Origin of the sequence: Ezakiella peruensis (genome assembly GCF_900215725.1) — a bacterium.
In the GTDB taxonomy this organism is placed as follows: domain Bacteria; phylum Bacillota; class Clostridia; order Tissierellales; family Peptoniphilaceae; genus Ezakiella; species Ezakiella peruensis.
Genome location: NZ_LT962469.1, coordinates 396,217 through 410,693, shown reverse-complemented (window position 1 = coordinate 410,693; position 14,477 = coordinate 396,217). Strand labels below are relative to the sequence as shown.

Here is a 14,477-nt window from a genome sequence, read left to right as displayed (position 1 = left end):
ATTAATTCATCTCCGCTCTATCCTTGAGGTCAAAAACAGATTGTCTGACAAGAGTTCTGATCTCATCCATTAGTTCATCGTCGAACTTATTATTATTTTTGTGGATATAGTACATGCCATCCAAAAAAGTTTGATCAGCAATGGTCTTGGCTTCCAAATTTTTTTCTAAGTCTTCAAATTCCTTCATTAGCTTGCCATCTTTATCCACAAGCGGACTAGATGCAGTTCCTGTTAAAAGCACATAAAGCCAGGATTGGTATCTGGCAACAAAATCCATATTTCTTGGGAAATCTTTGTTGTCAATAACAAACTTCTCTATCCTGTTAATCCTAGCCAATAAATCTTGTGGGCTCAACATAACTTGGCCCTTAAATAGAGTTGGCTTTTGATTTTCTTCAAGCTTAATACTATAGTAATCGGCCAAGGCCTTGTTGTCCTTGTCTACTAATTTTAAAATCTTTTCATAGTCTACGCCAGGGACAAAGCTATCACCTGATTTGAATACTGTATAGTACATATCATAGATTTTTTGTATTTCATTTTTTATGGAGGAGTCTTCAATTTTTTCAATGTCGGATTCGCTTAATACTTCTCCATCCTTGACAAAGCTAAGTTCAGCCTTGCATTCATCTGAATTTACAACTCCACTTACAATATTTAAATTAGCAACCAAGGTGTCTTCAAGAGTTAAAATGTAAAGCTCCTTTTTATTATTATCCACCTTAGCAATATTTTTATTTATATAATCAATCAAACTTATTGGATCGTATGGCAGTTCCTTAACCGCTTCATCCCTTTCGACAATTGGAGTCACAGGTTCTACAGGTTTTTGAGCTGACTTATTGCAACCAGTGATTAAAATTGCCGCCAATAAAATTTTTGCAATCTTTCTTTTTTTCATACATTCCTCCCAAAGGGTTTATCATTGATATTTTAACAGATAATATAAAAATAATCAACTAAATTAAATGAGATCTTCTCTAACTTTAATCTCTCCCAGCTTCAAACCTTCAATTTCTTCCTTATAAAGAATTACAATTGTCGAGCCAAATCTAAACTCGCCAATCGTGTCTCCCCTTTTAAATTTATCTTTGAAAAATTTAACAGAGTTTACATTTGTGGCCCCAATTGCAATATAAAAATAATCCCTGGTCTCAAGAATTATCCTATAGTTATTCAAAAATGGATTTCCCATTTCAAAGCCAAGGTCATTTACAGGTATACTCTTGTCACCCAGCTCATACTTATCGATGGCCTCATTGTCATCTATGGCATGAAACCTGTGATAATTGTGGGGTGACAAATAAATAACTTGAAAGGCCTTTACATGAGCCTCTTTATTCAAAAGAGTTTTAACATCGACCATCTTGCCCTTGACCTCAAAAGTCATACCAGGAGATATTCTTCCGCGAGCAGTAATCACTCCGTCGCAAGGGGAAATATATTTGCCCTCTCCCATAGGCCTGTAATCCATATTAATTGCCCGAGCAAAGTAATCGTTAAGGGACTTAAATTTTTGTCCCGATAAAATTTCTTGGGTTTTTATTTTATAATATCTCCTAAAGGCGGGAATAAAAATTTTTGAAAATCTTGTATTGACTAAAAAATAAAAAATTTTATTTATAATTTTTAAATTGCAAAATCTGACTAATAACTTCATCGCCGCTCCTATTACTTGATAGTTTTTTTCTTTTCTTGTATAATTAAACTATATTATACCATAAGGAGAAAAAAATGAAAAATAAAAAGTTTTTCCATGACAACGCTGCAAATTTCGTCACATTTTGCAACATGCTTGCAGGTGCAATTTCAATTATAATGAGTTTGAATGGAAAATTTAGAACGGCCATGGCCTTTATAATTATAGCCAGCATAGCTGATAGATATGATGGCAGGGTGGCCCGCAGATTAAATACAGATTCAGAGCTTGGCGTGCAAATGGATTCCATGGGAGATGTAATAAGCTTTGGAGTTGCTCCAGCAATCCTGGTTTATACTTTTAGGATTATGCCCCTTGAAGGAACAATTAGAATTATCGGAGGCATTTCCACTATGATTTACATTTGTGCAGGCGCCTTTAGGCTAGCCAGATTTAATGTAGATGGCATGGACGAGGACAATTCATTTTCCGGCATGCCAATTCCAATTGCTGGACTTATAATTGTAGCCATGCTCATGTTTGGCCACAAGATTGGAATCGTTCCAATAATAATAGCCGAATTTATCTTAGCCATGTTTATGATTAGTAAAATTAAAATAAAGAAAAAATAAAAGGAGGAATTTATATGTCAACACCACATAATGAAGCCAAAAAAGGCGATATTAAAAAAACAGTTTTAATGCCAGGAGACCCACTTAGGGCCAAGCACATTGCAGAAACTTTCTTGGAAGATGTAAAGCAATTTAACTCAGTTAGAAATATGCTAGGCTTCTCTGGCACCTACAAGGGCCACGAATTTTCCGTAATGGGAAGCGGCATGGGCATTCCTTCATTTGCAATATACGCCCACGAGCTCTACACAATGTATGATGTAGAAAAAATTGTAAGAGTCGGTTCATGCGGAGCCTACCAAAAAGATTTGGATCTCTTTGATGTAATCATTGCTCAAGGGGCTTCCAGCGATAGCAACTTTGCCCACCAATTTAATCTTCCAGGCAACCTTGCAGCTCTTGCAGACTTTGATTCCCTTGAAAAAGCTGTCCAAGCTGCTCGCGAAACGGATAAAAAAGTTCATGTTGGAAACATTTTCTCATCCGACATTTTCTATAATGCAGATTCCGACGAATGGAAAAAATGGGAAAAGATGGGAGTGCTTGGCGTAGAAATGGAATCCTATGCTTTATATTTGATCGCCCAATATCTAAATAAAAAAGCCCTAGGCATTTTTACAGTTAGTGACTCCTTCCACAAGAGCGAGATCACAACACCAGAAGAAAGGCAAAAATCATTTAACGATATGATTGAAATAGCTTTAGAATCATGCTTGAAGTAAAGAAAATATTTGAAGAATTATTAAATATTGATGCACTGACCTATGATCGCGGAGAGGTCGACATTGCCAAGGCCCTTTATAATATATATTTGGGCCTGGATTACTTTAAAGACCATCCTGAAAATGTCAAGCTCCTAGCCACAGACGAAGATGAATTTGTTAGATTCAATCAAATGGCCATGGTTCAAAAGGGAGACAGCAAGGATGTTGTCCTTATAATAAACACCATTGACGAACCACAACTCACCGGCAAATACAGCAAATCCGATGTCAAGATAATCAAATCCACTCTTGCATCCAATGTTGTGGTCTTAGATGAGCTTTCAAAGACAGACTTTGATGGCAATGTAATGATTTTAAATATCTGCGACCGCTACGGCAATAACAAGGGCATGGAATCGGCAGTAAAATATATTATGTCCATGAAAGAGGAAGGTTATAATTTTAAGGCTGCCATTACCACCCACTCATTTTTAACCAATGGCGAAGAAGCCATATTTTTTGGTGCCCAGGCCATTATTAAGCCAGCAATTTTTGTGGCAGGCAAAACCGTCCGCACCCTTTTATTTGATGAAGGTTTGGATCCAAGCTATATGCTTTCAACTTTTGCCCGCGACTTAACCCTCAATTCTGTTTTGATGGACAATTATCAAAACGAAGTTTCTGAGCCCATATATGTAAATAGGTTTATCGTACCAGGAGGCACAGAAGTTCAAAGCTCTGCATGGGGTTATACTTCATTTATGACTTCAACTGTCAACCAAGACCTAAAGGCCTATATGAATAATCTTAAAGACTTAGTCATTAATTCTTATAACAAGGCCATAGCAGAATTAAATACCAAATATGCTTCCTACTGCCTAAAGAGAAATATTCCCTTTAGTCCTCTTAAAATTCGACCAAAAGTTTATACCTGGGATGAATATTTAAATGAAATCATCACAGTAAGGGGCAACTCGGTTTTATCTTCTCTTAGAAATGACGCAGAGGACAAAATAAATCGGTCCCCTGACCTACCGCTCTCAGAGCTCAGGTTGCAGCTCGTAAAAAATGTTTACGACAAACACAAATTGGCAGATGAGCCCATAATTATAATTTATTTTGAAGAAGCTCCAAGCCAAAGGGTAGATATAACTGGAACAAACGCCTTGCAAAGGGATTTGATGCTTTCCTTTACATCTGCTATAAATACAGTTAAGCCAACTATAAAAAGAAGATTTTTCTATCCTGACATGAGCTATCACTCTTATTTAAATTTAAGTGAAGACTACAGGGACTTAAAAGAATCCCTCAAATTTATTCCAATGGCAAGGCCTGAAGAATATCACAGGATCAATAATGCGGCCAGGCTTTCGATTCCAACCATAAATGTTGGCGGCATCAATAAAATCCAAGACGGCAAGTTTACCTTTGATGAAAAATACCACTTCGAAACCTACCCTGCTCTTATGATTGAAGGGATTAAAAGGCTTTTTAAATGCAATTAATAAATATAAATACCAGCCTCGACTACGATGACAGGGAAATTCAAAAAGAAATTTCCAAAAAATATGGCATTAAAGTCAAGGATTACAAGATAATACAAAGGAGCCTTGACGCTAGGCGGCAAACTCTTAAATTCAATTTAAAAATAGCAGTAGACGTCGACAAAAAGTTAAAGAACTCCAGCCAAATGCCAGAGCCCTATAGGTTGCCAGACAAAAAATGCGACCTAAAAATTGCAATTGTCGGCGCAGGTCCTGCAGGTCTTTACGCTGCCCATGTCCTAGAAAACACAGGGGGCACAGTCCATATCTATGAGCGTGGTGGCGATGTTGACCAAAGGGTTAGAGATGTAAATGACTTTTTAAAGACCAGAGACCTAAATCCAAATAGCAATATAAGTTTTGGTGAAGGAGGAGCCGGCACTTTTTCAGACGGCAAACTCACCTCCCGGTCCAAGGACGCCCGCAAGGAATATATAAAAGAAATCCTCTTTAAATACGGGGCCGATGAAGAAATAACCATCATGCACAAGCCTCATATCGGAACAGATGTCTTGCGTGAAGTCATCAAGCATTTTAGAAATGATTTAGAAGACGCTGGAATTAAATTTTATTTTAATACAAGAGTTGACAATATTTTAATAGAAAACGGAACTGCCAAGGCTGTTGTTGTCGATGGCAAGCCTATCTATTACGACAAAATTATTTTAGCTATTGGAAATGCAGCCAGGGACACTTTTAAAAACCTTATATCTGATGGCCTACATTTAAATGCAAAACCCTTTGCAATTGGTTTTAGGATTGAACACCTGCAAACTTTTGTAGACAAGTCTCAATTCAAAGACTATGCTGGCCACCCCAGACTTTTTAAAGGCGAGTACAGTCTTGCCTGCGACGGAGTTTATAGCTTTTGCATGTGCCCAGGTGGAATTGTCGTTCCAAGTTCTAGCGAACCCGAGCACTTATGTGTAAACGGAATGAGCTATCACAATCGCGGCCTTAGAAACGCAAACTCGGCCATTGTTACAACTATAAATGATTATACAAAAGCCTTGGACTCAATTGCCTTCCAAGAGGAAATTGAAAAGCGGGCTTTTGAACTCGGCGGCGGCGACTACACTGCCCCAGCTATACACGTCCACGACTTTTTGGATAAGTCAGAGGCAAAAACTTTAAAGGAAGTTCAACCCAGCTATCCACTTGGAGTTCGATATGTACAGATAGATGATATTTACGGGAATCAAATTTCCGACAAACTCCGACAAGGCTTAGTCGATATGAACAATAAGATGCATGGATTTTTAGACGACGCAATCCTAACTGCTGTCGAATCAAAAACCAGCTCCCCTGTCAATATAGAAAGAAATGAAGAATTTATGACCAATATTAAAAACCTCTACGCTTGCGGAGAAGGCGCAGGATATGCCGGCGGAATTGTAAGCGCAGGTTTGGACGGATTGAAATGTGCAGAAAAAATTTTGGAGGTATTATGAAAGAGTTTAAAATTAAAGCAAAACATATTGAATATCCCGAACTATTAAAACATGATCTGGATACAATTACCAGACACGGATATGAAGTCGTTGATGTCAAAGATGGCAAGCTTTTGCTAGAAGAATCAGTCAAGACCTATAATTTTTTAATCGACGAAAACACCCAAGCCCTTCGCGACTACTACCGCAAGGACGGATGTGGCTATGTGGAATTAAATGTTCAAGAAATTCCCCTAAGGGTCATCGGCCAATCAATTACAAAAGTAAAACCAGCCACCAGAGAAAATGCAAATTACCTGCTGGTAAAATCCACCAACCGCGAGCCAGTTTTCAATTACAAAGAAAGCCTATCCGAACTCCATAATGTAAAATCGCAAAACAATCTAGTACTTACAATTATATATGCAATTTTCTTTATATCGGTTCTCGTCCTCCAAGACAGGGCTGTTAGGAATTTGACAATCTACGGATACTACATCCTAAGCTTTGTAATTATAGGACTCCTAGTAAGTTCTTTCTACAAATTCCTTAGACACAAAGAATTTAATTAAGAAAAATCGATCCCAAGGACAATTTATGCCCTTGGGATTTTTTGTGGGTAAAATTATTAAAAACATTTCACGTCCACAAGGGACGATCAATGTTTTTCAGACCACATTCTCCTCAGACTCTTGTCCTCAATCGTTTTTCCCTTAGGTCCAACAATTGAACAAGAAGTTGCGTGAGTCAACGCTTACCAATAGAGCGACGCTAATCGGTTTTGGCTAACATAAAGTGGTATGATACATGCAAAGTAGACAGTCTAATTAATTAAAAACCCATAAAAGGAGAAAAAATGGGGAAAATTAAATTTGACTTAGAAACAAAAATACAAGCATGTAGAGAATATGAAAAAGGAAACAAATCATTTAGAGAAATAGCCAAGGAAATAAATGCAGGAGATACAACTGTCGCCTCATGGTATGTAAAATACAAAGAAAAAGGAGAAGATGCTCTAAAGTNTGGTATGATACATGCAAAGTAGACAGTCTAATTAATTAAAAACCCATAAAAGGAGAAAAAATGGGGAAAATTAAATTTGACTTAGAAACAAAAATACAAGCATGTAGAGAATAYGAAAAAGGAAACAAATCATTYAKAGAAATAGCCAAGGAAATAAATGCAGGAGATACAACTGTCGCCTCATGGTATGTAAARTACAAAGAAAAAGGAGAAGATGCTCTAAAGTCAAGAACTTCAAACGGCAGTTTTTCGAAAGAGTTTAAAATGAAAATAGTTCAAGACTACCTTACAGGAAACTACTCCTACCAGCAACTTGGACACAAATATAACATATCACACTCAACTGCAGGTAAATGGGTTAACATGTGGTATAATGGAATTACACTCAAAGATACAAAACAAAAAAGARAGGAAAATTCCATTATGAAAGCCAAGCAAACAACATACGAAGAAAGAATTGAAATAGTAAAATGGATCCTAGACAACAACAATAATTACAATAAGGCAGCAGAAAAATTCAATCTAAACTATGCACTTGTATACAAATGGACACAAAGCTTCTTAAAAGAAGGAGAAGAAGGCTTAAAGTACAAAAAAAGAGGGCCTAAATTCAAAACTGAAATAGATGAAAGTAAACTCACAGATACAGAGAAATTAAAACTTGAACTTGAAAAAGAAAAAGAAATTAGAAAAAGACTTGAATTAGAGCTTGAAGTTCTTAAAAAAAAAGAAGCTATGGAAAAACAGCTATACACTCAAAACTACGTCAAGAAGCTCAATACCTTACGGTCGACATCTTCAAAGAAAAAGGATACCAAGTAAAAACCACCTGTGAAATACTAAAGATCTCAAGAAGCAGCTACTACAAATACAAAAAAAGAGAAAAACCTGAAAAAGAAAAGCAAGATGAATTACTAAGTAGCTTAATATTTGAATACCATAGAACATATGACGGAATCCTAGGCTACAGAAGAATGACCATGTTCATAAACAAATTAAACCACAAAAACTACTCAGAACAATACATCTACAGACTAATGAAACTCCTAGGAATAAAAGCAAGAATTAGAAGAAAGAAAGTAGTTAGAAAAACAATAGAACCATTCTACACAAGAGAAAACATCCTTAAAAGAAAATTCAAAGCAGAAAAACCAAACGAAAAGTGGCTCACAGATATAACAGAATTTAGCATACCTGGAGAAAACAAAAAGCTCTACCTAAGCGCAATACTTGATCTATACGACAACAGCATCATAGAATATGAATTGTCCTACAGAAGCAATGCAGAGATTGTATTTAAAATGTTTGACAAGGCCATAGACAAATATCCTGATGCAAAACCAATATTCCAYAGTGACCGTGGYTGTCARTATACATCAARAGCATTTAAAAGAAAAGTRGAAGGTCAAGGGATGAAGCATAGTATGTCAAGGGTAGGTAAATGTATAGATAATGGACCAATGGAAGGGTTTTTTGGTATATTAAAGACAGAGATGTTTTATGGTAAAGAGTTTAATTCTTTAGAAGAATTAAAAGACAGAATTATTAATTATATTGAATTTTACAACAACGAGAGGTTTCAAAAAAGATTAAACTGCATGGCTCCGTTGGAGTACAGAGAGTATGCAGTTTAAACTACAGAAGCAATGCAGAGATTGTATTTAAAATGTTTGACAAGGCCATAGACAAATATCCTGATGCAAAACCAATATTCCACAGTGACCGTGGTTGTCAGTATACATCAAGAGCATTTAAAAGAAAAGTAGAAGGTCAAGGGATGAAGCATAGTATGTCAAGGGTAGGTAAATGTATAGATAATGGACCAATGGAAGGGTTTTTTGGTATATTAAAGACAGAGATGTTTTATGGTAAAGAGTTTAATTCTTTAGAAGAATTAAAAGACAGAATTATTAATTATATTGAATTTTACAACAACGAGAGGTTTCAGAAAAGATTAAACTGCATGGCTCCGTTGGAGTACAGAGAGTATGCAGTTTAAATATGTGTTTTTAATTAATTGTTGTGTCTACTTGACAAGGGGCAGTTCAAAAGTTAGCCGCTACGGTCCAATTAGCATCGTTATTACTCGCTCTCTTGGGCAGGGCTACAAGGTAACCCCTACAATTTCCGCCTCGTTTTTTATTGACCTCTTGGGCGTGGCTACAAGAATCACCTATGCATGTAATTTTTCTTAATATAAATACAATCAGAACAATTGAATGTTTTTTGTATTAATACAAAAAATTCTATACCAATAATCTTAAATTAAAAATCGCTTTGCGGCTGTAGGGGCTACTTTATGTAGCCCGAAAAGTCCCGCCCCAAATTGAAGGGAAAATTCGGTCCACATTTTCCTTGAGACTCTTGACAATCAAACAAAATTTTTTGTCCGAAATTCTCCTCAGACTATTATATTCAATCGTTTTTCCCTACGGTCTAACGATTGAATAATAGGTTGCGTGAGTCAACGCATGCCAATCAACTTCGCCTTTTCGAAATTTTAGGCCACATAAAGTTGCCCCTACAGGGAAATTTCGATGCTCGTTTCTTGGGCGTGGCTGCAATCGGACGCTACAGAAATTTTGTTTTCTTGAGAAATCAAACAAATTAATATTATTTAAAAATAAATTTTACCTCCACCTTTCAAATTTTTCTAACAAAAAAGCTACCTCATCGGTAGCTTTTACTTTAATTATTTTATTCTTCAACGCCTGCTTCTGCTTTGATTTTGTCAACCAAGTTTGCAGGGACTTCTTCGTATCTAACGAATTCCATCTTGAAGGATCCCCTTGCTTGGGTCATTGCCCTTAGGTCAATCGCGTAGTCAAGCATTTCTGCGTGTGGAGCTTCAGCTATAACTTTTTGTGTGCCGTCTCTTTGTTGTTCCATACCGAAAATTCTGCCACGGCGTTTGTTCATGTCGCCCATGACATCGCCCAGATATTCTTCAGGGATTGAGATTTCAGCCTTGACAACTGGTTCTAGTAAAACTGGTCCAGCTTCTTCCATACCTTTTTTAAAGGCGAGTTGTGCTGCAATCTTAAATGCCATTTCGTTTGAGTCAACGTCGTGGTAGCTTCCATCGTATAGGACTGCTTTTAGATGAACTACAGGATAGCCTGCCAAGATTCCCTTTTCCATGGATTCTTCGATACCCTTTTCAACAGCTGGGAAGTAATTCTTTGGAACTGCGCCGCCGAATACTTCTTCTTCGAATACAAAGTCTTCTTCACATGGTTCAAAACGAATCCAAACGTCACCGTATTGGCCAGCACCACCTGATTGTTTCTTGTGCTTACCTTGAACTTCTGCTTTTTTCTTAATGGTTTCACGGTAGGCAATCTTTGGTTTTCTTAGGTCAACTTCAACGCCAAATCTGGATTTTAATTTGTCTGAGATAACTTGAATTTGCATATTTCCTTGACCACCGATCAAGAGTTCCTTGGTATCTTTGTTTCTTTCAATGATAAATGAAGGGTCTTCTTCGACCAATTTATTCAAGCTGGTGCCAATCTTTTCGTCGTCACCTTGCTTAACTGGATATACTGCCATAAATAAGGTTGGTTCAGGATATCTGAGTGTTTCATAAACAATTGGATTTTGCTTTTCGCAGAGTGTGTCCCCAGTCTTTGTGTATTGGAGTTTTGAAGTAGCTGCTATATCACCAGCGCGAACGATATCTGTTTCAACTTGGTTCTTACCTCTTAAGAAGAAGAGGCCGCCGAGTTTTTCGTCTTCTTTTCTGGTGGAGTTAAAGATGTGGCTGTTCTTGTCCAAAGTACCACTTATAACTTTAAAGAGAGTTAATTTTCCTACGAATGGGTCAACGATTGTCTTAAAGACTTCTGCTGAGAAGAAGTCGTCGTCCTTGGTTTCGCGTTCGATAATTTCTTCGTTCCAAATACCTCTGTGTGGACCTGATTCTGCAGGTGATGGAATGTATCTGCGAACTGCGTCAAGCACTCTCAAAACGCCCTTGCCTTCTGTGGCAACGCCCACAAATAGTGGAGCCATTTCACCAGTTGCAATAGCAGTTTTTAAACCGCCAACAAATTCTTCTCTGGTAAATTCTTCACCTGAGAAATATTTTTCCATGAGTTCTTCAGAGCTTTCAGCTACAATTTCATTTAGAGCATCTTGGTATTTTGAACAAAGCTCTAATTTATCAGCTGGAGCTTCAACTTCTTTAACATCCATGCCGTCAAATTGATAGCCCTTTTTGTCAAGGACGTCTACATAACCTGTAAAGTTTTCCCCATCGCCAAATGGAATTGTAAATGGAACGATCTTGTCGCCCAATTTTGCCTTCATAAGTTGATAGGTCTTTTCAAAGTTTACATTTTCCTTGTCCATTTTATTTAAAAATATTATACGCGGAGTATTATATTTTTCAACGTTGTTCCAAGCTTTTTCTGTTCCAACTTCAACGCCTGATTGAGCATCGACTACGATAATTGATCCGTCAGAAACCCTCTTGGCTCCGTACCATTCACCAATAAAGTCAAAATAACCTGGAGTATCTAAGATATTAAACTTGTAATCTTTATATTCTATAGGAATAACTGATGTTCCAATTGAAACTCCTCTTTCCATTTCTTCATGGTCAAAGTCTGAGACTGTATTTTTGTCTTCTACGCGACCTTGTCTATTTACGACCTTGGTTGCAAATAAAAGTGCTTCAGTAAAAGTAGTTTTACCGGAGCTCGAGTGTCCCAAAAGTGATACGTTTCTGATTTTATCAGCTGTAAATGCTTTCATATTATTCCTCCTTCAAATGAATTACAATATGTAATTCTTTTTTATAATTTTATCTTACAACTTTATTATAACATAGAAGAAAAAAATTGTACAGTAAAATTAACAAATAATTACAAAAAAGTTTCTGTATCTTTTATTTTTTCAAATAAAAAGGAGATTAGATCTCCCTTAAAAAATTATTTATTTATATTTTTATAATATTCTATGGCCGGGAAAAGATATTTATTTTCCTTGGCCTCTTCCATTTTTATATAATCGTCTATATTTTGCCCCAGATTTGCTGCCCTTAAAATCGCATTTCTCTTTATAATATTTCTCTTCCGCCAAAAGAAGGCCTTATCTCCAAAGATTTTTTTGTAGGCCCTATTTGAAATGGCGAAGAGCTTTTCATAATCAATGTCCTCATCCACTTCAAAAACGCTAAGGCCAGGCGGCGTATCCTTGTTATATGGACAAACTCTCTGGCAAATATCGCATCCATATAAAGTCTTTATATATGGAAAAAATTTCTCGTCGATCTCCACAGCCTGGGTCAGATGGCTGAGGCATAACCCTGCTTTAAATTGCCCTTGGTTGATGGCACCCGTTGGACAAGCCTGCATGCACAAATCACAAGTCCCGCAATCGTAATTTATATTTTCACTGTATTCTTCATAGCGGTCTTCAGTCAACAAATAGGCAATGTAAAAATAAGTTCCACAGGTTTTGTTGATAACAAATTCATTCTTGCCCTTAAAGCCCAAACCAGAAATCAAAGCCGCCGACCTATCAAAAAGCGGGCCCGTATCCGTAAAGGCCTTGAAGTTACCCAGGACTCCTACATTTTTTATGTCTTCTGCCAAGCCCTCAAAGACCCTGTGATAATCGGTCGACAAAGACCCCATAGACATGAGCCTACTTTTCTTCTCATGCTTATAGGGTATGCACATGACAATAATACTGCCAGACCTTAGAGCCGTAAATTCCTCCATGGCCTTTGAGTAATAGCCTTCCATCTCCTTGTAACCCTCAGGTTTTATATACTTATCGGCATCCACTATTGCTATTGGACCAAGGCCCATATTCTTTAATAATTCAATCGCCTTATCATTTTTCTTCATAGTCTTATATTACCATATTTTTTAAAAATATGATATAATAAGGCTGGTGATAAAATGTTTTTTAACAAGAAACGACCATTTCAAAGGGTGGAGTACATCACGATTTTAATCACTCTTGCCCTCCTGGTATTTGGTCTTTTAATATTAAAATCTTCAACAAATTCATATGAGGGTCAAGCGTCCTATATGAAAGGCCAATACGTTGCTACCCTCTTGGGACTGGGAGCAATGTTTGTTTTGATGTTTACGCCTCCAAAATTATTTAAAAAATTGGATTTTCTAATATATTTATTAAGCGTCGGCCTCTTGGTCTACACCCTGGTCTTTGGCGAGGAAATGTACGGATCAAAAAGCTGGGTCGACATTGGCGGATATGTTTTTCAACCGGCGGAATTTGCAAAAGTTGGACTTATCGTCTCCCTTTCAGGCTTTATGAACAGGGCCAAAGACCGTTTTAACGACCTGCCAGTTCTTTTAATTTTAATAGTCCTGGCCCTTATTCCAATTGCCCTTATCTTAAAGCAGCCTGACAATGGTACAGCCATAGTCACCTTTGGAATAATTGCAGTTATGTTTTTTATTGGAGGACTCAACTTCAAATATATTTTGGCCGCCCTGGGAATTTTGGCTGTGGGCATACCAATCTATTGGTCCCGACTGCCAGACTACGCCCGCGATCGTATCTTTGTGTTTTTAGATCCAGAGAGCGATATCTTGGGCAAGGGCCTCCAAGGCTATATGTCAAAGATATCCATCGGCTCCGGCAAATTTTGGGGTACAGGATTATTTAAAGGCGTACAAAACAATTCCAACTACACGCCCTTTAAGCACTCTGACTTTATCTTTGCAGTTATCGGCGAAGAACTGGGGCTTTTTGGTGGCATAATCCTCATCAGTCTCTACGGACTTTTAATTGCCAGGATGATTTTTATTGCAAAAGATTCTGATTACTATTCCAGGGTTTTAATATCTGGCGTCGTTGCCCTATTTTTTATCCACATCTTTGAAAATATTGCTATGACAATGAATCTAATGCCAATTACAGGTATTCCACTTCCCTTTGTTTCCCACGGCGGAACATTTCAAGTAGCAAATTTGATTTGTATTGGCCTAGTATTGGGTATAAAATACCATAAGGAAGTTGAAGTAAAAGTGCCCGGTGCACAAATAGAAAATTTATTAAGCGGGAGGTAATATGAATATAAATTTTACAGAAGCTCTTATTCTAAACTACATGCTTAAGAATATGAATTCAAATGTCAACGAATACCATATTTTTAATAACTTAAAAGATTTTAATATATCTTCTGCAGATGTAGTTGTTGAATTAATTAAGCTCAAAGAAAGAAATATTATAGAAGAATTTGACAATGGAGAAAAAAGGCTGGTCTTAAGTCCTGAGGGGTTAAAGTACGCGAAAAATGTTGTAGAAGGCAGACTTGAATATGTAAACTTGGTCCAAGCTGCATTAAATCCTACTATGACAAATAATAAAACTGAGTCAGCTGATTCAATTCCAGTCGTCAGCCACATCGATGAAGTAATTGACGAAGATGCAGACGGCAATACAGACATACACGTGGATGAAGTCGTGGAAATTATCGACGAAGACCAGCCACAAATAACCGATGGAACAAAGGAGTGATA

The 14,477-nt window shown here is 37.1% G+C and carries 15 protein-coding genes and 1 pseudogene; 12 read left to right on the top strand and 4 right to left on the bottom strand.

The window, feature by feature from the left end:
• Position 1: 1 nt before the first annotated feature.
• Positions 2-901, bottom strand: coding sequence for a hypothetical protein (locus CUU59_RS01970; RefSeq protein ID WP_099950338.1), 900 nt, complete (start codon positions 899-901; stop codon positions 2-4).
• A 63-nt stretch (positions 902-964) separates the two neighbouring features.
• A complete protein-coding gene (locus CUU59_RS01965) occupies positions 965-1,660 on the bottom strand; it encodes a phosphatidylserine decarboxylase (protein ID WP_099950337.1) in 696 nt (231 codons plus the stop codon).
• Between the two features lie 74 nt (positions 1,661-1,734).
• Here CUU59_RS01965 and pssA point away from each other — a divergent pair, with 74 nt between their 5' ends.
• From pssA to CUU59_RS01920, 10 genes and pseudogenes are all read left to right on the top strand, one after another.
• Positions 1,735-2,271, top strand: coding sequence for a CDP-diacylglycerol--serine O-phosphatidyltransferase (gene pssA / locus CUU59_RS01960; RefSeq protein ID WP_099950336.1), 537 nt, complete (start codon positions 1,735-1,737; stop codon positions 2,269-2,271).
• A gap of 14 nt (positions 2,272-2,285) precedes the next feature.
• Positions 2,286-2,993: a purine-nucleoside phosphorylase gene (gene deoD / locus CUU59_RS01955; RefSeq protein WP_099950335.1), complete on the top strand. Its 708-nt coding sequence runs from the start codon at positions 2,286-2,288 to the stop codon at positions 2,991-2,993.
• Positions 2,981-4,480 (top strand): hypothetical protein, encoded by a 1,500-nt coding sequence (locus CUU59_RS01950; protein WP_099950334.1) that lies wholly within the window; start codon positions 2,981-2,983, stop codon positions 4,478-4,480. Before deoD ends, CUU59_RS01950 begins: the two co-directional genes overlap by 13 nt.
• A complete protein-coding gene (locus tag CUU59_RS01945; protein WP_099950333.1) occupies positions 4,471-5,970 on the top strand; it encodes an NAD(P)/FAD-dependent oxidoreductase in 1,500 nt (499 codons plus the stop codon). Before CUU59_RS01950 ends, CUU59_RS01945 begins: the two co-directional genes overlap by 10 nt.
• Positions 5,967-6,521: a hypothetical protein gene (locus CUU59_RS01940; RefSeq protein WP_099950332.1), complete on the top strand. Its 555-nt coding sequence runs from the start codon at positions 5,967-5,969 to the stop codon at positions 6,519-6,521. Before CUU59_RS01945 ends, CUU59_RS01940 begins: the two co-directional genes overlap by 4 nt.
• A gap of 284 nt (positions 6,522-6,805) precedes the next feature.
• Positions 6,806-6,994 (top strand): helix-turn-helix domain-containing protein, encoded by a 189-nt coding sequence (locus tag CUU59_RS01935; protein WP_099950331.1) that lies wholly within the window; start codon positions 6,806-6,808, stop codon positions 6,992-6,994.
• 38 nt (positions 6,995-7,032) lie between these two features.
• Positions 7,033-7,794 carry a helix-turn-helix domain-containing protein gene (locus CUU59_RS01930; RefSeq protein WP_099950330.1) on the top strand — a complete coding sequence of 254 codons (762 nt, stop codon included), beginning with the start codon at positions 7,033-7,035 and terminating at the stop codon, positions 7,792-7,794.
• Positions 7,722-8,606: an IS3 family transposase gene (locus CUU59_RS01925; protein ID WP_146036059.1), complete on the top strand. Its 885-nt coding sequence runs from the start codon at positions 7,722-7,724 to the stop codon at positions 8,604-8,606. Before CUU59_RS01930 ends, CUU59_RS01925 begins: the two co-directional genes overlap by 73 nt.
• Positions 8,607-8,638: 32 nt before the next feature.
• A pseudogene (locus CUU59_RS08355) lies at positions 8,639-8,722 on the top strand (hypothetical protein); the annotation flags it as partial.
• Between the two features lie 27 nt (positions 8,723-8,749).
• On the top strand, positions 8,750-8,971 hold the full coding sequence (locus CUU59_RS01920) for an IS3 family transposase (RefSeq protein WP_169922822.1): 222 nt from the start codon (positions 8,750-8,752) through the stop codon (positions 8,969-8,971).
• A gap of 698 nt (positions 8,972-9,669) precedes the next feature.
• Here the strand turns inward: CUU59_RS01920 and fusA are convergent.
• Both fusA and CUU59_RS01910 read right to left on the bottom strand, forming a co-directional pair.
• Positions 9,670-11,730 (bottom strand): elongation factor G, encoded by a 2,061-nt coding sequence (gene fusA / locus CUU59_RS01915; protein ID WP_099950327.1) that lies wholly within the window; start codon positions 11,728-11,730, stop codon positions 9,670-9,672.
• A gap of 176 nt (positions 11,731-11,906) precedes the next feature.
• Positions 11,907-12,830: an epoxyqueuosine reductase gene (locus tag CUU59_RS01910; RefSeq protein WP_099950326.1), complete on the bottom strand. Its 924-nt coding sequence runs from the start codon at positions 12,828-12,830 to the stop codon at positions 11,907-11,909.
• A 54-nt stretch (positions 12,831-12,884) separates the two neighbouring features.
• Between CUU59_RS01910 and CUU59_RS01905 the strand changes: the two genes are divergently transcribed.
• Both CUU59_RS01905 and CUU59_RS01900 read left to right on the top strand, forming a co-directional pair.
• The gene (locus CUU59_RS01905) at positions 12,885-14,024 is read left to right on the top strand and encodes an FtsW/RodA/SpoVE family cell cycle protein (RefSeq protein ID WP_099950325.1); all 1,140 of its coding nucleotides are present in this window, start codon (positions 12,885-12,887) and stop codon (positions 14,022-14,024) included.
• 1 nt (position 14,025) lies between these two features.
• A complete protein-coding gene (locus CUU59_RS01900) occupies positions 14,026-14,475 on the top strand; it encodes a hypothetical protein (RefSeq protein WP_099950324.1) in 450 nt (149 codons plus the stop codon).
• Positions 14,476-14,477 lie beyond the last annotated feature (2 nt).